Origin of the sequence: Jiella avicenniae (genome assembly GCF_021390325.1) — a bacterium.
Classification (GTDB): domain Bacteria; phylum Pseudomonadota; class Alphaproteobacteria; order Rhizobiales; family Rhizobiaceae; genus Jiella; species Jiella avicenniae.
The window spans coordinates 22,093-41,403 of the sequence record NZ_JAJUWU010000020.1; the positions used below are offsets into that span (position 1 = coordinate 22,093).

Sequence of the window (19,311 nt, forward strand, 5' to 3'; positions counted from 1 at the left end):
GGTGGCCTGCCTCAGGCGGCTTCGGCCAGCCGGGTTTCGACCCGGGCGATCAGCCGATCGATCTCCCGGTGGTCCTCGCCCGTCAGCGCCGGCCCCGGCTGGCGCATGGTGGCGTGGGCAAGCGCCCCACGCCGGCGCATCGCCTCCTTGCGGGCGGCGACGCCCCAAAACCCCATGGCCTCGTAGCGAAGAAGCGGCAGATATCGCTCGAAGAGATCGTTCGCCGCATCGACGTCGCCGGCCTTGTGCAGCCGGAAGACGCCGGAGAGCATTTCCGGATAGGAAAAGCCCGCCATCGGCCCGTCGACGCCCCGCGCCAGCTCCAGCGGCAGGTACATCGCATTGTTGCCGGTGAGGATGGCGATGCGCCGGCCGCCGGCCTGGCGAAGCCGGGTGATCTTGTTCAACGACGGCAGGTCCTCCTCTTTGAGGACCTGGATCTGCGGGTGGCGGCTCACCAGTTCGACGATCGCCGGAACGGACATGCCGACATTGGTGGCGAAGGGAAAGTCCTGCAGGACGACCGGCACGTCGCCGATCGCGGCGAAGACGGTCTCGAAATAGCGGAAGAGATCCTCGTCGGTGCGGATGCTCGGCGCCGGGGCGATCATCACCCCGGCCGCGCCGGCGTCCATCACCGCAGCCGTCAGGCGCGACAGATGGGCAAGGTTCGGGCTGCTGACCCCGACGATCACCGGCATCCTGCCGGCGCGTGCGACGTAGCGACCGGCGACGGCGAGCGCCTCCTCGCCGGTCAGCTTGCCCGCTTCGCCGCTGACCCCGAGCACGGTCAGGCCGTTCGCGCCGTGGCGGGCATAGAAGTCGACCAGCGTGTCGACGCTTTCGAGGTCGATCGCCTGCCGGTCGTCGAACGGCGTCTGGGCGACGATGAAGACGCCCTCGATGGCTTCGAGCATGATCCCTCCCGGATGCTCAGGCGGGCCGCCGGAAGTGTCGTTCCGTCGAGGGCGGGTGCCGTCCCTCAAGACATATGATCACTTGCGTCTGCCGTATGATTACTGCCATAAAGACATCGATGTTTCGGCCTGTCAATGCCGATCGGCGAGGCCGACGGCATGGCTCCGCTGCCGGCCGGGATCGGCATGGGCGGCGTGGCGGAGGCCGCAGGGACGAGGAGAATGCCGGGGTGACCAAGCCACTGCGCATCGTGTTTCACGGGCGGAACGCCGCCTCGTTCGTCGACGGATTCGAGCCGTTGCTGAACGTCGGCGCGGAGCTCGAGATTCTGCCGGATGACCTCGCCGACGACGCCCAGCGCGCCGCCTTCGCACAGGCGGACGTCATCGTCGGCAATCGCTTCGATGCCGCGATGCCCGCTCCGGACCGGCTGCGGCTCTACCAGGTCTGCGCCACCGGTTACGACGGCGTCGATCTCTCGTTGCTGCCGGCATCGGCCGTCGTCTGCAACTGCTTCGGCCACGAACCGGCGATCGCCGAATACGTCATGGCCGGGCTGTTGTCCCATCAGGTTCGCCTCGTCGACGCAGACCGGCGCTTGCGGCAGGGCGAATGGGCCTATCGCGCCGGATCTCCGGCGACCGTTCACGGCGAAATCGCCGGCAAGGTGCTGGGTCTTCTCGGCTTCGGCCATATCGGCAAGGCCATCGCCCGGAAGGCCAAGGCCTTCGACATGCTCGTCCACGTCGCCAATCGCAGCCCCGTCGAGCCCGGCGACCTCGTCGACCGCAGCCATCGTCTCGAGGCGCTGCCGGATTTCTACGCAGCCGTGGACTTTCTCGTCGTCTCCCTGCCGCTGAGCGAGGACACCCGCAGCCTCGTCGACGACCGGGCCTTCGGTCACATGAAGGCCGGCGCGGTGCTGGTGAACGTCGGGCGGGGGCCGGTGGTCGACGAGGCCGCATTGTTCGAAGCCCTGTCCTTGCGCCGGATCGGCGGCGCGATCATCGATACGTGGTATCGCTATCCCGGCGCAGAGGGCGAAACGGCGAGCCCGTCTCGCTTCGATTTCGCCGGGCTTTCGAACGTCGTGATGACGCCGCACATGTCCGGCTGGACCGATGGCACGATCGACCGGCGGCGCCGGACGATCGCCGGCAACGTCAACCGCCTCGTCGCCGGCGAAGCGCTGGACAATGTCGTGCGGGCGGCCCGATGATCGGCGTCCTTTCCTGCGCGTCCTCCCCGCGAAGCTGCCTCATGCTCGCGAGCGGCTGCGGGGGGAGTCGTCATATGTTATCGACCGGACGTTTTGCGCTGGTCCATCCGGACTGGATGGGACGTCGCGAGCGGGCGTGAAAGTCCGCGCGGATTGGAGGTGGCCTGCTTGGCGGTGGAAAAGCTCAAGGACCGACGCACCCGGACGTCGCGGGTCGTCGACGCGCTGCGCGCGCAGATCGATGCCGGCGACTATGCGCCGGGCGACAAACTGCCGACCGAACCGGTCCTGGTGGAGCGCTTCGGCTTCAGCCGGACGGTGATCCGCGAGGCGATCGCCGCCTTGCGCGCCGACGGGCTGGTCGAATCGCGGCAGGGCGTCGGCGTCTTCGTGCTCGGGCCGCGCCAGCGAGAGACGCTGCCCAGCCTGTTTCTCGAGGCGACCGACAAGATTTCCGACATCATCGAGGAGCTGGAATTGCGCCTCGGCATCGAGGTCGAGGCCGCCGGTCTCGCGGCGCTCAGAAGCTCGCCGGCCCAGGAGGCCGAGATCCAGGCACAGATCGAGACGTTTCAGAAGCTGGTGGAGGCAGGGGAGTCGACCGACAACGCCGATTTCGACTTCCACATGGCGATCGCCGCCGCGACGAACAACGAGCGGTTCAAGCTGTTCCTGTCGCATATCGGCCAGCGGATCATCCCGCGGGTGAAGTTTCGCCGGGCCATGGGTGGCATCGACCCGCTGCCGAACCGCGATCGCCAGCTTCTCGCAGAGCATGCCGAGGTCGCCGAAGCGATCTGGAACCGCGATCCGGAACGAGCGCGCGATGCGATGCGGCGCCACCTCCTCGGCGGCATCAAGCGCTACCGCGCCATCATCCGGCCGGCGGCGCGGGTCGAAGCGGCCGATTGACAAGCCGAGACAAGTCATCATACGTATTCCCCGAATTCATCATACTATGTGCGGGGAAGCCATGTCGCCGGAAACACTCAAGCAGACAATCTCGTCGGGGCTTCTGTCCTTCCCGGTCACCCATTTCAAGGACGATCTGTCGCTCGATCTGGAGAGCTACCGCGCCCATGTCGACTGGCTGTCCGGCTTTGAGGCGGCGGCACTCTTCGCGGCGGGCGGCACGGGCGAATTCTTCTCGCTGACGCCGAAAGAGATCGGCGACGTGACCAGGGCGGCCAAGGAGGCTGCCGGCACCGTGCCGATCATCACCGGCTGCGGCTACGGCGCCGGCTTGGCCGCGGAGATCGCCCGCACGGCGGAAGCCAACGGTGCCGACGGGCTGCTGCTCCTGCCGCATTATCTCATCGGGGCGTCGCAGGAGGGAATCTTCCGGCACGTGAAGTCGGTCTGCGACGCGACGGGCCTCGGCGTCATCGTCTACAATCGCGCCAATTCCATCGCCAATGCCGATACGGTGGCGCGGCTTGCCGAGGCCTGCCCGAACCTCGTCGGCTTCAAGGACGGCACCGGACAGATCGGTCTGGTGCGGCAGATCACCGCCAGGCTCGGCGACCGGCTCTGCTATGTCGGCGGCATGCCGACCCACGAGCTCTTCGCCGAGGCCTACAACGCCATCGGTGTCACCACCTATTCCTCGGCGGTGTTCAACTTCGTGCCGGAACTCGCCGTCCGCTTCTACAAGGCGATGCGCGCCGACGACAAGGCGACCATGGCGGAGATCCTCGACGCGTTCTTCTTCCCCTTCGCCAGGATCCGCGACCGCGAGGTCGGCTATGCCGTGTCGATCATCAAGGCGGGCGTCGAACTGATCGGCCGCACGCCGGGTCCGGTCCGCCCGCCGCTGACCGATCTGACCGCGGAAGAAAAGGCGATGCTCCGCGAACTGCTCTGATCCCGGCCGGCCTTTCGCGCCTGAGGCTTTTCGGCGCCGCGTTGCGCCGCTTGGTGATCCCGGCGACGATCCGTGCAAGATCGTGCCGGGTTTTTCATGTCGGATGCCATGGTCCGCTCCGTGATCGGGAGCTCGATTGCGAAGTCGCCGGCTTGTGTTCGCCGCAGCGCCGATGCGATAGCGAAGCCTGTCGGGAGAGGGCGGCGCTCGGCGAAGTCTCGCCGCCGACGGGACGCCACTCTGGCCGGCGCGAAACACGAGGGGGATGGCCGCGATGGATCGCAGCGAAACGTTCGGCGACGGAAAGATCGCGCTTCGGATCGACGGCGACATCGCCACCGTGGTCATCGACAACCCGCCGGTGAATGCCGGCAGCCACGACGTCCGCCGCGGCCTTCTCGACGCCTTCGCCGCAATCGCAGGCATGGACGGAATCGCCGGCGTCGTTCTGGCGGGGGCGAACGGCACTTTTGTCGCCGGTTCGGACCTGAAGGAATTCGGCGCGCCGCTCGGCGAGCCGCAGCTTCCAGCCGTCATCGCCGCGATCGAGGCGACGGCCGTGCCGGTGGTCGCCGCCCTCGACGGGGCGGCGCTCGGCGGCGGTTTCGAGCTGTCGCTCGGCTGCGACGGCCGCGTGGCCGCGCCCGGGACCGTGATCGGGCTTCCCGAGGTCGGGCTCGGCATCGTGCCCGGTGCCGGTGGCACCCAGCGCATGCCCCGCCTTGCCGGCGTTCCGGCCTCGCTCGGGCTGATCTGCGGGGCGAGGCGCATTGCGGCCGAGGAGGCTTTGCGGCTCGGGCTGATCGACGCCGTCGCGGCCGATGATCTGCGCATGGCCGCCCGGGACCTCCTTCGGCGGCTCGATGGCAAGCGCCGGGTGCGCGACCTTGCGGTTTCGGCGGCCGATCCGGTCGAGCTGGAGGCGGCGAAAGCTGCGGCCTTGAAGGCCGGCAGGAACAGGCCGGCGGCGATCGAGGCCGCCCGCCTGGTCGAACTGTCCGCCACCGTGCCGTTCGACGAGGCACTCGCCGAAGAACGCCGCGTCTTTCAGGAGATCCGGTCGAGCCCCGAGGCCGTGGCACTCCGCCACGTCTTCTTCGCCGAGCGCGCGGCCGGCCGAGTGGACGGGCTTTCGGCCGCACCTCGCAGGATTGAGCGAGCCGCCGTCATCGGCGCCGGGACGATGGGCGCGGGGATCGCCTATGCGCTGCTGAGGGCTGGGTTCGAGGTCGTGCTGATCGAGCAGACCGAGGCGGCTCTCGCAGCAGGTCGCGAGCGCGTCGAGGGCCTCGTCTCCGGCGACGCCGCGAAGGGGCGGATCGGCGAAGGCGAGGCGGCCGCAATGCGGTCGCGGCTGTCGCCGGTCGCCGATCTCGCCGCCGTGGCGACAGTCGATCTCGTCGTCGAGGCGGTGTTCGAGGACATGGCGGTGAAGTCCGCGCTTCTCGCCGGTCTCGGCCAGATCGCCGCGCCGCAGGCGATCCTCGCCTCCAACACCTCCTATCTCGATCTCGACGCGCTCGCCGCCGCGAGCGGCCGACCGGATCGCGTCGTCGGGCTCCACTTCTTCAGCCCCGCCCACGTCATGAAGCTGCTCGAGGTGGTGCGCGGGGCGAAGACCTCCGACGAGACGCTGGCGACCGGGCTTTGGCTCGGCCGCAAGCTGAAGAAGACGGCGATCGTCGCAGGCGTCGGCGAAGGCTTCGTCGGCAACCGGCTCTATGCCGCCTATCGCGGCCAGGCCGAGATGCTGGTGGAAGACGGCGCGCTGCCCTGGCAGGTGGACGCGGCGCTCGAAGCCTTCGGCATGGCGATGGGGCCGTTTGCCGTCTCCGACCTTTCCGGCCTCGACATCGCCTTTGCCCGGCGCAAGCGCCTCGCGGCGACGCGCGATCCGGCCGAGCGCTACGTGAAAATTCCCGACATGCTCTGCGAAGCCGGCCGGCTCGGCCGCAAGACCGGCGCCGGCTGGTATCGCTACGACGGCCGCAAGCGCCAGCCCGACCCGGAGGTCGAGCGCCTGATCCTGGCCGAGGCGGAGGCGGCAGGACGCGAGCGCCGGGCGATTTCCGACGAGGAATGCCGGGATCGCTGCCTGGCGGCGCTGGTCAACGAGGCGGCGCTGGTGCTCGACGAGACAATCGCCCAGCGCCCCGGCGACGTCGACGTCGCCTTCGTCAACGGCTACGGCTTCCCCCGCTGGCGCGGCGGCCCGCTCTGGTGGGCCGCACATGATGGCCGGGACGCCGTCCTCGCGGCGCTGCCACAGGTCGAAGCCGCCGTCGGTCAAGGCTTTCGGCGCGGCGACGTCGAGGGGATGCTGGAGGGGATTTCGGGATAACGTCGCAACGGGCGTCCCGGCGAGACCGTTTGCGGAGGGCGCCGGGCAGAGGATGAGCGGCGGCGGCATTCTCCGCCCAGCGAGATCAAGGCAATCGCTTGAAGACGAGTGCCATCGGCGACGCTTCGATCTCCCCCCTTGTGGGGGAGATGGGTGGCAACCCAGAAGGGGGGGGGCTGCGCCACCCTCCAGCAGTCCGGCGCTTGGTCGCCCCCCTCTGCCTGCCGGCATCTCCCCCGCAAGGGGGGAGATCAGGCCACTTGCCGGCCTGGCTCCGGCTTCGAGCGATTGCTCTGCCTGCAAGATATCGGCCTTGCTCCGATCGTCGGCCGGCGGTAGCTTTTCCGGACAGGCTTGGCCCGCGCCTCCTCCCTCCAGTCGGGAAGTATCGCACATACGGGGTGACGAAGATCATCGAACCATCTGTTCGAGCGTTCGCATAAGGAGGGATTGCGTTTCCGGCTCGCAATGGAGGTTCCGTGATGCGACTGTCCGCCCCGATCCATCGCTTGAAACGTCGCGCCAGACTGTTGGCCCGCGATCAGAATATCCCGCTGCACGAGGCGCTTGACCACGTCGCACGGGCGGAGGGGTTCTCCGCGTGGAGCCTGCTTTCCGACCGTTTCGCGACGAACCGGCCTGCCACTTCGCTCTTGCCGCAGCTGGCGGAAGGCGACATGCTTCTGATCGGCGCGAGGCCGATGCATGGCAAGACGCTCCTGGGATTGCAGCTTCTTCTCGACGCCGCCCGCATGGGGCGACGAGCCGTCTTCTTCACACTGGAATATACCGAGCGGCAGGCGATGGAGCGCGTCAGCTTCCTCGATCCCAAATCGGCAGAAAATGCGCTGGAGATCGTCACCTCGCCGGAGATCAGCGCCGATTTCGTCGTCCGTCACCTGTCGGGCGCGCCGCGGGGAACCGTCGCGGTGATAGACTATCTGCAGATTCTCGATCAGCAGCGAAGCAAGCCCGCGCTCTTCGATCAGATGCTGGTCCTGCAGGCGTTTGCCAGAGACGCCGGCATCGTTCTCGGCTTCATCTCGCAGATCGACCGGTCCTTCGATCCGGAGCGGACCTCCGTGCCGACGCTCGACGACATTCGCCTTCCCAATCCGATCCCGGCGAGAATCTTTTCGAAAACCTGCTTTCTCCATGCCGGCGAAGTGCGGGTCGAAAACTTGAACTGAGGAGGCTCTACCGGGCCCCGCAGGGGGCTCCGGCAGATCATCCGGCGACGGCCGCGTGACGAGCGGCCACGGTCGTGCAGAGCGGGTCCGCGTCCAGCCGTCGCCCATCTCTTACGCGTCGTCCTCGACCGCCGTGCGCGGCCGGTCGCCGCCGGACGAGACCTCGGCGTGCCACTTGCCGCCTTCGTCCTCCCAGACGATGCCGGCGCTCTCGCCGGGCTGCTGTTGCCTGACCGCCGCCTGACGGGCGGCGATGAAGGCGGCGTCGTGGGTGGCGAAGGTTTCCGAATAGACGTCGCCCAGCTTGTAGGCGTAGCCGCCGTCGTGCTCGACGATGTGATAGGTGATTTGCGGCATGGCCGTTCTCCGTCGAAAGCGTGATCGCGCCGGGCCCTCATGACCCGCGCGAGCCGAAAAGTCCTCGACCCAAATGCTGTCGAACCGCCCGCCGGCAAGGAGGGCGGCGCAGATCGGCGGAGCGCCGCCGGCAGGAAGCCTCGAAGTCGAGCGTCGGGCTGGCGCGCGGCGATGCGAGGCGCCGATTTGACGGCAACTTCAGTGGCTCAGGCGACGGTCCGCAGATGCGGCGTCGCACAGTCGCAGGCGTCTTCGTCTCGCGCGTCCCCGGCCCAGCACTTCAGCTTCGACGTCCTGCCGATGCCCGGATTGAAGGTGTTGGTGGGGTCGAGCCTGCGGTAGAAGTCCCGCAGGGCGGGCTTGGCGTCGTAGAGATGGCCGACATTGTGCTCGGCCGGGTACTCCGCCCCCCGCGCATCGAGGAGCTTCCACAGCGCGTGCTCGATCGCCAGACAGTCCTCGCCCTTGCGCACGAGATATTCCTGGTGGAGGACGTGGCAGAAGAAGTGGCCGCAATACATCTTGAAGGCGATCTTCTCCTCGATCTCCTGCGGCAGCTTTTCGAACCAGTCCAGCGTGTTGCGGGGCAAAGCGACGTCGAGGGCGACGATGTCCTCGACCGTCTTGGGATGGACGGCCCGGTAGCGCACGATCGCGCCGCCGACGGCGAAGCGGTTGAGAAACGCCGCGCTGCCCTCTTCGGCGTCACATTCGAAGAAGTCGCCGGTGGCCGAGGGAAAGCGGCGTTCGAGATAGGCCCGCGCCTCTGCGGATCCGCCATTGCCCATCTTCAGCAGAAGGTGGTGGGCATAGCGATCCCGATAATCGTTCATCCGGCGGGGCAGATGTTCGGGGAACAGTCGTGACAGCCCCTGCAGGAAGCGGTCGGAGATCGCGCCACCGAGGCCGAGCTTTTCGGTGAGCCCGTCGATCCGGCTCTTGACGGCGAAAGCCTTCGGCACGTTGTCCGTGCCGAAATGCCTGATGAACAGGAACAGGTCCTTGCCGTAGCGCCGGCTCGCGTCATAGGCCGTGCGGTGCATGTACTCGCCGGCGATCGGCAGGTTTTCGAAGCCGGTCAGGATCTCGCGGCGGATGGTTTCCAGTTCCGCCGGCTCGTTGCTGCCGATGTAGAAGACGGTGACGTCCTCGTCGGCTGGGAACGTGTCGAGCCGCACGGCGAAGACCGCGACCTTGCCGGCCGAGCCCGACGCCTCGTAGTGACGGCGCGGATCGGCATTGAAGCGGGCGGGGGAGGCGGCGTCGACCTGCCGGACATGACGCTGATACTCCCGGTCCGAGGCCCAGCGGTCGGCCGGGAACGCGATCTGGCTCTCGTCGAAAGAACCCGCGTCGATCGCCGCGAGGATGGTTTCGGGGTCGTTCCCGGCCTCGATCCCCAGGTGATTGACCAGCTGCAGCGCGCCGGTCTCCGTAACCTGCGCGAAGAGCGCCATCTGCGTGAAGGCCGGGCCACGGCGGATCAAAGCGCCGCCGGAATTGTTGCAGATGCCGCCGGTCACCGAAGCGCCGATGCAGGACGAGCCGATCACCGAATGGGGCTCGCGGCCGAGCGGGCGCAGCTGCTTTTCGAGCTGGTTGAGCGTCGAGCCCGGCTGGCAGACCACCTGACGCCCCGAGTCGAGAAGATGGATGCGGTCCATCCGCAGCATGTTGACGATGACGATCGGACGATCGTAGCCGTCGCCATCCGGCGTCGAGCCGCCGGTGAGGCCGGTATTGGCGGCCTGGCAGATGATCGCGACGTCCGCCGCGACGCAGGCCTTCAGCGTGCGCCATTGCTCGACCAGGCTGCCCGGCCGGACGACCGCGAGGACGTCGCCGTCGCCGTAGCGATAGCCCTTGCGGAAGCGGCGGGTCGCATTTCGGCCGGTCAGCACGTGGCGCGTTCCGGCGATGCCCTGAAGTTCTGCGACGAGATCGCTCATGCTGTGCGGGGAGACGTCTCCCCTCCCTGTTCGATTGGCTGATCCGGCCGCCCGGTCGGCGCGGCACGAACCCTCAGAGACTCGTATAGCCGCCATCGACGGAAACGATCGACCCCGTCATCAGGCTGGAGGCGTCGGACGCGAGGAACTGGACGACGGCGGCGATCTCCTCCGGCTCGCCCAGCCGTCCCATCGGGGTCATCTTCAGCCATTGATCGACCAGTTCGGCCGATCCTTCGGCGACCCCGGCGATCAGCGGGGTATTGATATAGGTGGGCGCCACGGCGTTGACGCGCACGCCGCGGGCCGCCCATTCCACCGCCAGGGATTTCGTCAGGTGGTGCACGGCGGCCTTGGTGGCGTTGTAGTGGCACTGCGGCTGCGGCCAGTTGACGATCTGGCCGGACATCGAACCGACATTGACGATCGATCCCTTGCCGCTTGCCAGCATTTTCCGGCCGAAGGCGCGGCAGGTGCGGAAGACGCCGGTCAGATTGACGTCGACGACCTTCTGCCAGTCGTCGTCTTCCATCTCGTCTGCGGGCGTATTGGTGACGACGCCGGCGTTGCAGACGAGGATGTCGAGGGCCGGAAGCTCGTCCGCGAGTGCCCGAAGCGCGGCCGTGTCGGTGACGTCGAGCCGATGGACGCCGGCGACCCGTCCCTCGGGCAGAGTCGCGGCGGCCGCTTCTGCGCGGGCGAGGTCGATGTCGGTGCAGTGGACGTCGGCGCCCGTCTGCGCCAGCGCCATGGCGATCGCCGCCCCGATCCCCTGTCCGGCGCCCGTCACCAGGGCCGTCTTGCCGGAAAGGTCGAGCTTGCGGCGATAGTCTGTCATGGCGGGCCCTTCGGCGGTGTTCTGCGGCCCGGCTTGGCGCTGCAAGGGGCTCGCGGTGCTCGGTGGCGACGGCAGATCCGAACGTCCGAGCGAATCGATCTCGAATGCCCATCAGGCGATATAGCAAAACTATATTATCCACCCTCGCACCGTCAACGTGCTTGAGGCGTCTGTGGGCGGTCCCCGACATTCGCAGCTTCGACAGATATCTACACAGAGCGCTGCAAGAAATTGAGAATATGAGGGAAAAGCAAATTCCACGCGACCCCGTCGAGGCCGGCGTCATGCGGCTCTGCGGATACCGTCGCCGATCCTTCGCAGACGTCATCCGCAATTTTCGGTCTTCCGTTCAGAAAAAATCTAGTTTAGCTATGCCGCGATGATGTCGCAGGGCGCAAGGGCGCTACGGCCGTGAGCGGCCGTGATGGAAGGGCAGTCGGATGTTCGAGAGCGAAATGTTGATCGGCGGCGAGTGGATCTCGGGCGAAGGCGCGGTCCTCGAGGTGCAGAACCCGGCGACCGAAGAGACGATCGGCACGATCACCAACGCCACCCCGGAAGAAATCGACCGTGCCATCCACGCCGCGCGCAAGGCATTTCCCGCATGGGCCGGGCTTTCGCCGTTCAGGCGGGCGGAACTGCTGCACAAGGCCGGAGACCTGATCGACCGGCGCAAGGACGACATCGCCCGTGCGATGACGAGCGAGCAGGGCAAGCCGTTGAACGAGGCGAGGGGCGAGGTGTCCAAGCTCGCCCAGACCCTGCACTTCTACGCGGAAGAAGGGGTCCGGGTTCACGGCGCGATCATCCCGAACGAGAGCAATGCCTATCAGAGCCTCGTCGTCCGCGAGCCGATCGGCGTCGTCGCGGCGATTTCGCCCTGGAACTACCCGGCCGAGCTGATCGGCTGGAAGATCGGCGGGGCGCTCGCCGCCGGCTGCACGATCGTCGTCAAGCCGCCGGAGTTGACGCCGTTCTCGCCGCTGGCGATCGCCCGCGCTTTGCACGATGCCGGGATCCCCGCCGGGGTCGTCAACATGGTCACCGGCAAGGGCTCGAGCGTCGGCCAGCACCTCGTCGAAAGCCCGCTGATCGACAAGGTCGCCTTCACCGGCTCGGGCGCGGTCGGTCTTCGAATCCAGCAATCCAGCCCGACGGTGAAGAAGCTCTCCTTGGAGCTCGGCGGCAACTGTCCGATGATCGTCACCGCGACCGCCGATCTCGACGCGGCGGTGAAGGGTGCGGCCCGGCGCGCCTTCCGCAACATGGGCCAGATCTGCATCGCCATCAATCGCATCTACGTCGCCGAGAGCGTCTACGAGGCCTTCCTGTCGAAGCTCGCGGCGGCGGCGGATGCGCTCACCATCGACAACGGCCTCGACGATCCGGCTGCCGATCTCGGCGCGATGGCCTCGGCCGAGCCTCTCGGAAAGACGAAGACCCATCTGGCCGACGCCCTGGAAAAGGGCGCGCGGCTGATGGCCGGCGGCCGTCCGCCGGAGGGCGAGAAATTCAAGAAGGGCTTCTTCTTCCGCCCGACCGTCCTCGCGGACTGCACCCACGAAATGCAGGTGATGACGGAGGAGACCTTCGGGCCGCTGGTCGGCGTCGCGCCCTTCCGCAGCCTCTCCGAGGCGGTCGAAAAGGCCAACGACACGCCCTACGGCCTCGCCGCCTACGCCTACACCAAGCATATGGACGAGATGCGCTACCTGTCGTCCCGGCTCGACTACGGCAACGTTGCGATCAACAACGTCGACGCCGGCATCATCAACGCCCCCTATGGCGGCCGCAAGCAGAGCGGCGTCGGCTACGAGCACGGCCGCGAGGGCATGCTGGAATATTTCAACTTCAAGCATGTGCGCATCTGCTTCGACGAGCCGGAGGACGCCTGATGGCGATCGACACGGCGATCCTCGGCATCGACATCGGCACGTCCGGCTGCAAGGCGCTGCTGCTCGACGCCGCCGGAACGGTCCTTGCGACCCATACCGCGACATACGACGCGAGCGCCCCGCGGCCGGGCTGGTCGGAGCAGGATCCGGAAGACTGGATCACCGGCGCGCGAGCCGCCATTTCCGGCGTCCTGGCCAAGCGCCCGGGGACCGGGATCGTCGCGATCGGCCTGTCGGGCCAGATGCACGGGCTGACGCCGCTCGACGAGGCGCATCGGGTCCTGCGTCCGGCGATCCTGTGGAACGACCAGCGCAACGCCGCCGAATGCGCCGAGATGACCGAGGCCGTCGGTGGCCTTTCGGCGCTGCTCGCCGAAACCAACAACCGGATGCTGCCGGGCTACACCGGCGGCAAGATCGTGTGGATGCGCAAGCACGAGCCGGAGGCGTATCGCCGGCTGCGCCATGTGCTCAATCCCAAGGACTATCTGCGGCTGCGGCTCACCGGCGAACTGGCGACCGAGGTCTCCGACGCATCCGGCACCGGGCTGTTCGACGTCCGCCGGCGGGCCTGGTCGACGAAGGTGGTGGAGGCGGCCGGGATCGATCCGGCCGTGCTGCCGGCCTGTCACGAATCCCAGGAGGTCTCCGGCCGCGTGTCGGCTTCCGCCGCCGATTTCTTCGGCCTGCCCCAAGGGCTTCCGGTGGTGGGCGGCGGCGGCGATTCCGTCATCCAGACCATCGGCGCCGGCGTCATCGATCCCGGCGACCTGCAGACGACCGTTGGGACGGCCGGCATCCTCGCCTGCGCGCTCGCCGCGCCGCGCGACAATCCGGATGGCCGGCTGCAGGTTTTCTGCAACGTCGCGCCGGACCGGTGGCATTGCATGGGCGTCTCGCTGAACGCCGGCGGAGCTCTCGCCTGGCTGCGACGGCTGGCGCAGGGCTTCGGCGATCTCACCGAGAACGGCTGGCACGACATTCCCTTCGACCGCCTGATGGAGCGGGCCGCGGCCAGCACGGCCGGGTCCCGCGGGCTGATCTTTCTGCCCTATCTGAACGGCGAGCGCTGCCCCTATGCCGATCCCGATGCGCGCGGCGCCTTTCTCGGTCTGACCTCGCGGCACGGCGAGAGCGACATGATCCGCAGCGTCCTCGAAGGCGTCGTCTTCGCGCTCCGCGACATCTACGCCCTGATGGCGGAGACCGGCATCGCCGCCGACCGTATCCGCGCCTCCGGCGGCGGCGCGGCCTCGACCTTCTGGCGGCAGATCCAGGCCGACGTCTTCGGCTGCGACGTCGTCACCACCGAAGGCGCGGCGGAGGGGGGCGCCTTCGGCGCGGCCATCGTCGCGGGCGTCGGCGTCGGGCTTTGGCCGGATGCGAGCACGGCGGCCGGCCTTTGCCGGACCGTATCGCGGCAGTCTCCGTCGAAAGATCGGGGCGTCTACGCCGAGATGTTCGACATCTACCGGAGCCTCTATCCGGCCCTGCAGGCGACGTTCGGAAGGCTGGCCGATCCGGTCTTCGATCGCGAGGAGCAAGCATGACGGCCAATGGCCAGATCAAAGCGGTCGTCTTCGACCTCGACGGAACGCTGATCGACAGCGCGCCGGACATCGCGGCGGCCGTCAACCGCGTCCTCGCCGAGCATGGCTGGGCGCCGCTTGCGACCGCCTACGTCGAGCGGTTCATCGGCGACGGCCCGAAGACGCTGCTTCTCCGGATCCTGCAGGAGCAGGGCCTGCCGACCGACGACGCCTTCGTGGAGGCCTCCAAGGTCGCCTATCTGAAGAACTACGCCGAGGCGCCGGCGACGCACACGACCTTCTTCGCCCATGTCGCCGAGGACCTGAAGGCGCTGAAGGCTTCCGGCCTCAGGCTCGGCATCTGCACCAACAAGCCGCACGGCCTGACCCAGACGGTCCTGTCCATCCTCGGGATCGCCGACCTCTTCGACAGCGCCATCGGCGCCGACGCGGTGCCGCGGCGCAAGCCCGACGCGGCGCATCTTCTCGCCGTCGTCGAGGCCATGGGTCTCGGCAAGGACGAGATCGCCTATGTCGGCGATACCGACGTCGACAGCGCCTGCGCACGGGGCGCCGGCGTGCCCTTCTTCATCGTCCCGTGGGGTGGTGGTCCGCACGTCGTCGACGCCGACGCGACCCGGATTTCGCGGCTGCGCGATCTCTTGTTCCACCTCGGCCGGACGAGCCCCGAAGGCGTGCCGGCATGATCCAGAGCCTTCTCCATCAGATCCGGGAGGAAATGCCGAAGATGGCGGCGGCGGAACGCCGGGTGGCGGAAGCGGTCAACGCGAAGCCCAACGACGTCATCCACATGAGCATGGCGGTCCTCGCCAAGGACTGCCGCGTCAGCGATCCGACGATCATCCGCTTCTGCCGGCGCTTCGGCTTCGAGGGCTACCAGGACTTCAAGGTCAATCTCGCCCAGAACATCGTGCCCCGGGCGCCGTTCCACTACGACAAGATCACCGCCGACGACACGGTCGAGAACATCGTCCGCAAGACCTGCGAGAATTCGCTCAGCGCCATCCAGCGGGCGCTGGAGGACCTCGTCCCGGCGCAGATCGAGGCCGGGGCGAAGGCCATCCACGCCGCCTCCTGGCTGGCGATTTACGCGACCGGCATCTCCGAGGTGACGGCGATCGATGCCGAGCACAAGTTCCAGCGTCTCGGCTTTCGCTGCTCGGCCATTCTCGGCGAGAAGCGCCAGCGCACCCAGGCGGGCTTCGCGCGGCCCGGCGAACTGGCCATGATCTTCTCCCAGTCCGGCGCGACGCGGCAGATGGTCGAACTCGCCAAGGCGACGCGGGAGCAGGGCGCGACCGTGCTGTCGATCACCGCCGGCGACACGCCGCTGACGGTGGTGAGCGATCACGTGATCGCCGTGACGCCCTACGACCACACCGAACTCCTGACGCCTCTGGCCTCGCGGCTGAACCATCATCTGGTGGTCAACATGCTGGTCACGGCCATCGCCGTGATGACCGGCAACGAATTCCCCGACCAGCTGCCGGCGCTCGATTCCTGGCTGACGGAAAAGCTTTGACGCGGCCTCAGAGCCGCGCCCGATCGAAGGATTTCACATGACGCAAGACGACGCCAAGCGCTTGGCCGGCATCAAGGTGATCGACACCTATGTGCGCGACGGAATGAAGCTCGGCCTCGGATCGGGCACGACCTCGCACATCTTCGTGCGGGAGCTCGGCGCCCGGGTCGCGGGCGGCCTGAAGCTCACCTGCACCACCACGTCGAACAGCACCAGCGCGGTGGCGCGCGAGGTGGGCATCGAGCTGACCGACGTCAACGACATCGACATGCTGGACCTGACGGTCGACGGTCCCGACGAGATCGATCGCCGGTTCCGGATGATCAAGGGCGGCGGCGCCTGCCTGTTGTGGGAGAAGATCGTCGCGCATGCCTCCCGCCGCATGGTCACGATCTGCGACGAAACCAAGATCGTCGACACGCTGGGCCGCTTTCCGCTGCCGGTCGAGGTCGTCCAATACGCCTGGAAGCAGACCGAACGCGCCATCCGCCGCACCTTGCCCGGCTACGGCGTCGCCGGGACCGAACTCGTTCGGCGCATGAAGGACGGTGCGCCGGTCGTCACCGACAGCGGCAATTTCATCATCGACTGTCACTGCGGTTCGATCGGCGATGCCGAGGGGCTGGAGGTGGCACTCAACATGATCCCGGGAGTGGTGGAGAACGGCCTCTTCACCCGGGAGTCCAGCGCCATGGTCGTCGGCTGCTTCGACGGAACCGCCTATGTGAGCGAGCGGCCGGTGGCCTGAACGGGAGTAAATCTAGTTTTACGAGATGCGACGCGACTGCGCGAACGAGTTCGCTCGCCCATGCTGTCCTCGGTATACTGACGACGATGGTCGAACTACTGAAATGACTGAACAAAATCGATGAAATGTCGCTCTTTGCCGACGAGGCGGCTTGACGGCGCGCAGGTCGCATGATGTAAAACGGCATAGTAAAACTACATACGCATCGGATCCATGGGAGGACAAAATGCTCAAGAAATTCGACGTCTCGCGCCGCTCCGTCCTGAAGGGCGGGCTCGCCCTCGGCGCCGCCAGTCTCGGCATGCCGGGCTTTGCGAAGGCTGCCGACCGCGTCTTCGTGCCGTTCAGCAACAAGAGCCTCGACTACTATTTCTTCGTCATCCAGGAAGAGGCGGTGCGGCGCGCCGTCGAGGGGCGCGAGTGGGAGTTCCAGGCCACCAACGCCAACTTCGACAACACCCGCCAGCTCGAGCAGTGGCAGAGCCTCCTCTTGAGCCAGCCCTCGGCCATCGTCTGCGACCCGATCGACAGCCAGGCGATCGCCTCGTCGATCGCCCGCTACAACCAGCGCAAGGTGCCGGTCGCCATCATCGACACGCCCGCCGACGGCGGCGACGTGGCGATCACCGTCTCCTTCGACAACTACCAGGGCGGCGTCATGGCCGCGCAGGAGATCGTCAAGCGGCTGGAGCAGAAGTACGGCAGCAAGAAGGGCACGGTGCTCAACTGTTTCGGCGCCCTGCAGAGCGTCGCCTGGCGCCTTCGCAAGGAGGGCTTCGAGGCCGAAATGGGCAAATATCCCGACATCAAGCTACTCAGCCGTCCGACCGAGGGTCAGCTCGACCTCATGCTGTCGGTGACGTTGTCGACTCTTTCGGAATATCCGGATCTCGACGCCGTCCACGCCCCGAGCGACAGCCCGGCCCGCGGGATCGCCACCGCGTTGCAGCAGCGCGACCGCTGGAAGAAGGTGGGCGAGGAAGGCCACGTCGTCTTCATCAACATCGACGGCGAGCCGATCGCGCTGCAACTGATCAAGGAAGGCTACATGGACGCCTGCGTCTCGCAGGATCCGATCGCCTACGGCCAGATTGCCGTCGACATGCTCGAAAAGCACGCGATGAAGGGCGAGGCGGTCCCGCTCGGCGCCTACGAGAACGACAAGTACTTCTGGGAAAAGGGCGAGATCGTCGATTCCAAGACCGGGCCGGCACTCGTCATCCCGCCCTTCGTCATCGATGCCTCGAACGCCGAGGACGAGCGCCACTGGGGCAACATCGCGGAACAGGAGTGGGGCATCGCCTACAAATAGACCGACCGGTCTCCGGCATGCGGGCGACGGCCCGCATGCCGCGACATGGGTGGATGAGGCAGGGAGAGCCGGGTGGAGCACATGACAGTCGGCAATGCCGGGACGGCCGACGCCGATATCCTGCGCATTGCCAATCTCACCAAGACATACGGGCGGTTCTCGGCCCTCAAATCCGTCAGCCTCGCGGTCCGCCGCGGCTCGATCCACGGCCTGCTCGGCGAGAACGGCGCCGGCAAGAGTACGCTCGTCGGCATGATTTCCGGCCAGCGGCAGCCGACCGGCGGCACCATCCGGTTGAACGGCGTCGAGGTGCAGGGCCACGACGTCAAGGAGATGGAGAAAGCCGGCGTCTTCCTGGTGACCCAGGAGCCGATGATCATCGATCACATGAGCGTCGCCGAGAATCTCCTGCTCGGAATCTGGCCGCGCAAGGGCTGGATGATCGACTGGAAGCGGCTTCGCCGGGACGCGGCGCGGATGCTCGAGGACACGGGCATCGATCCGTCCCAACGGGCCGGCACGCTCGACGCGGTGGCGCGCCGCAAGCTGAACATCCTCAGGGCGATGTTCAGCGGCGGCAAGGTCGTCATCCTCGACGAGCCGACCGCCTCGCTCGACGTCGAGGCCCGCCAGCAGCTCTTCGCCTTCATGCGCCGCCTCAAGGCCGAAGGCGTCACCTTCGTCTTCATCTCGCACTACAACGACGAGATCCTCGAAATCTGCGACGCCGTCAGCGTCCTGCGCGACGGCGAGCTTGCCGGCGGTTCGGACGACGTCGGCGAGATGACCTCGGACATGCTGTCCGAACTCGTGCTCGGCCGTGGCCTGTCATTGTTTCAGCGCAAGCGACGGGAGTTCGACCCCGACGAGCCGGCGATCGTCGTCGAAGGCGTTCGCGCCCGCAACGTCGCCGTCGATGCCTTCCGCATCCACCCCGGCGAGATCGTCGGCTTTGCCGGCCTGCCCGGCGCCGGCGCCAAGGAGTTCGCCCGCTGCCTCTTCGGGCTCGTCCATGCCAAGGCCGGAACGATGCAACTGGAGCCCGGCTCGCAGACGAGCGGCCTTCCCGGCCATCCCTTCGAGGCCTACCGGCGCGGCATCGCGTTCCTTTCCGACGACCGGCGCAAGGACGGTCTGGTGGGGCATCTGTCGATCGGCGCGAACATGTCCCTGTCGTCGCTGCCGGCGCTGTCGCGCCGCGGTTTCGTCGACGAGGAGGCGGAGCGGTCGATGATTTCGCGCTATTTTGCCAGCATGGGCGTCAAGGCGCCGAACCCGGACGTCGCCATCGATACGCTCAGCGGCGGCAACCAGCAGAAGGTCTGCCTCGGGCGCGTCCTCGCGACGGAACCGAAACTTCTGATCCTCGACGAGCCGACGCGTGGCATCGACGTCGGCGTCAAGCAGGACGTCCACCGGATCATCGACGATCTGAGCCGCGAGGGCGTCGCCGTGATCGTCGTCACGACGGATTCCGACGAGATGATCCGCCTGGTCGACCGGGTCTGCGTGTTTTCGGAAGGCCGCATCGTCGGGGAGCTGACGGGGGAGGCGATCAGCAAGGACCGTCTCCGGCAGATCAGCGGCTGAGGCCGCGTCGAATACGGC

Annotated in this window: 16 protein-coding genes; 12 read left to right on the plus strand and 4 right to left on the minus strand. The window is 67.3% G+C overall.

Features of this window, described 5'->3' with window-relative positions; all coding sequences use genetic code 11:
- Nucleotides 1-11: 11 nt before the first annotated feature.
- Nucleotides 12-917: a dihydrodipicolinate synthase family protein gene (locus LZD57_RS18610; protein WP_233721043.1), complete on the minus strand. Its 906-nt coding sequence runs from the start codon at nt 915-917 to the stop codon at nt 12-14.
- 230 nt (nt 918-1,147) lie between these two features.
- Here LZD57_RS18610 and LZD57_RS18615 point away from each other — a divergent pair, with 230 nt between their 5' ends.
- From LZD57_RS18615 to LZD57_RS18635, 5 genes are all read left to right on the plus strand, one after another.
- Nucleotides 1,148-2,137: a 2-hydroxyacid dehydrogenase gene (locus LZD57_RS18615; protein WP_233721044.1), complete on the plus strand. Its 990-nt coding sequence runs from the start codon at nt 1,148-1,150 to the stop codon at nt 2,135-2,137.
- A gap of 168 nt (nt 2,138-2,305) precedes the next feature.
- Complete coding sequence (locus LZD57_RS18620; RefSeq protein ID WP_233721046.1) at nt 2,306-3,049, plus strand: FadR/GntR family transcriptional regulator; 744 nt, start codon at nt 2,306-2,308, stop codon at nt 3,047-3,049.
- A 61-nt stretch (nt 3,050-3,110) separates the two neighbouring features.
- Nucleotides 3,111-4,001, plus strand: a complete 891-nt coding sequence (kdgD, locus tag LZD57_RS18625; protein ID WP_233721048.1) for a 5-dehydro-4-deoxyglucarate dehydratase — start codon at nt 3,111-3,113, stop codon at nt 3,999-4,001.
- Nucleotides 4,002-4,275: 274 nt separating this feature from the next.
- On the plus strand, nt 4,276-6,342 hold the full coding sequence (locus LZD57_RS18630) for a 3-hydroxyacyl-CoA dehydrogenase NAD-binding domain-containing protein (RefSeq protein ID WP_233721050.1): 2,067 nt from the start codon (nt 4,276-4,278) through the stop codon (nt 6,340-6,342).
- A gap of 482 nt (nt 6,343-6,824) precedes the next feature.
- Nucleotides 6,825-7,532 carry a DNA helicase gene (locus LZD57_RS18635; protein ID WP_233721052.1) on the plus strand — a complete coding sequence of 236 codons (708 nt, stop codon included), beginning with the start codon at nt 6,825-6,827 and terminating at the stop codon, nt 7,530-7,532.
- A 111-nt stretch (nt 7,533-7,643) separates the two neighbouring features.
- Here LZD57_RS18635 and LZD57_RS18640 read toward each other — a convergent pair whose 3' ends face one another.
- From LZD57_RS18640 to LZD57_RS18650, 3 genes are all read right to left on the minus strand, one after another.
- Nucleotides 7,644-7,889 (minus strand): DUF2188 domain-containing protein, encoded by a 246-nt coding sequence (locus LZD57_RS18640; RefSeq protein ID WP_233721054.1) that lies wholly within the window; start codon nt 7,887-7,889, stop codon nt 7,644-7,646.
- Nucleotides 7,890-8,095: 206 nt separating this feature from the next.
- Nucleotides 8,096-9,838 (minus strand): D-lactate dehydrogenase, encoded by a 1,743-nt coding sequence (gene dld, locus LZD57_RS18645; RefSeq protein WP_233721055.1) that lies wholly within the window; start codon nt 9,836-9,838, stop codon nt 8,096-8,098.
- 73 nt (nt 9,839-9,911) lie between these two features.
- The gene (locus tag LZD57_RS18650) at nt 9,912-10,676 is read right to left on the minus strand and encodes an SDR family NAD(P)-dependent oxidoreductase (RefSeq protein WP_233721057.1); all 765 of its coding nucleotides are present in this window, start codon (nt 10,674-10,676) and stop codon (nt 9,912-9,914) included.
- Nucleotides 10,677-11,116: 440 nt separating this feature from the next.
- Here LZD57_RS18650 and LZD57_RS18655 point away from each other — a divergent pair, with 440 nt between their 5' ends.
- The 7 genes from LZD57_RS18655 to LZD57_RS18685 all read left to right on the plus strand — a co-directional run bounded on the left by LZD57_RS18655 (nt 11,117) and on the right by LZD57_RS18685 (nt 19,293).
- Nucleotides 11,117-12,571 (plus strand): NAD-dependent succinate-semialdehyde dehydrogenase, encoded by a 1,455-nt coding sequence (locus LZD57_RS18655; RefSeq protein ID WP_233721059.1) that lies wholly within the window; start codon nt 11,117-11,119, stop codon nt 12,569-12,571.
- Nucleotides 12,571-14,121 (plus strand): xylulokinase, encoded by a 1,551-nt coding sequence (xylB, locus tag LZD57_RS18660; protein WP_233721060.1) that lies wholly within the window; start codon nt 12,571-12,573, stop codon nt 14,119-14,121. Before LZD57_RS18655 ends, xylB begins: the two co-directional genes overlap by 1 nt.
- On the plus strand, nt 14,118-14,807 hold the full coding sequence (gene gph, locus LZD57_RS18665; RefSeq protein WP_233721062.1) for a phosphoglycolate phosphatase: 690 nt from the start codon (nt 14,118-14,120) through the stop codon (nt 14,805-14,807). The genes xylB and gph overlap by 4 nt, the downstream gene beginning before the upstream one ends.
- Complete coding sequence (locus tag LZD57_RS18670; RefSeq protein ID WP_233721064.1) at nt 14,804-15,643, plus strand: MurR/RpiR family transcriptional regulator; 840 nt, start codon at nt 14,804-14,806, stop codon at nt 15,641-15,643. The genes gph and LZD57_RS18670 overlap by 4 nt, the downstream gene beginning before the upstream one ends.
- 37 nt (nt 15,644-15,680) lie before the next feature.
- A complete protein-coding gene (rpiA, locus tag LZD57_RS18675) occupies nt 15,681-16,391 on the plus strand; it encodes a ribose-5-phosphate isomerase RpiA (RefSeq protein ID WP_233721066.1) in 711 nt (236 codons plus the stop codon).
- Between the two features lie 226 nt (nt 16,392-16,617).
- On the plus strand, nt 16,618-17,703 hold the full coding sequence (locus LZD57_RS18680; RefSeq protein WP_233721067.1) for a substrate-binding domain-containing protein: 1,086 nt from the start codon (nt 16,618-16,620) through the stop codon (nt 17,701-17,703).
- A gap of 81 nt (nt 17,704-17,784) precedes the next feature.
- Nucleotides 17,785-19,293, plus strand: coding sequence for a sugar ABC transporter ATP-binding protein (locus tag LZD57_RS18685; RefSeq protein ID WP_233721197.1), 1,509 nt, complete (start codon nt 17,785-17,787; stop codon nt 19,291-19,293).
- The last annotated feature ends 18 nt before the right edge of the window (nt 19,294-19,311 follow it).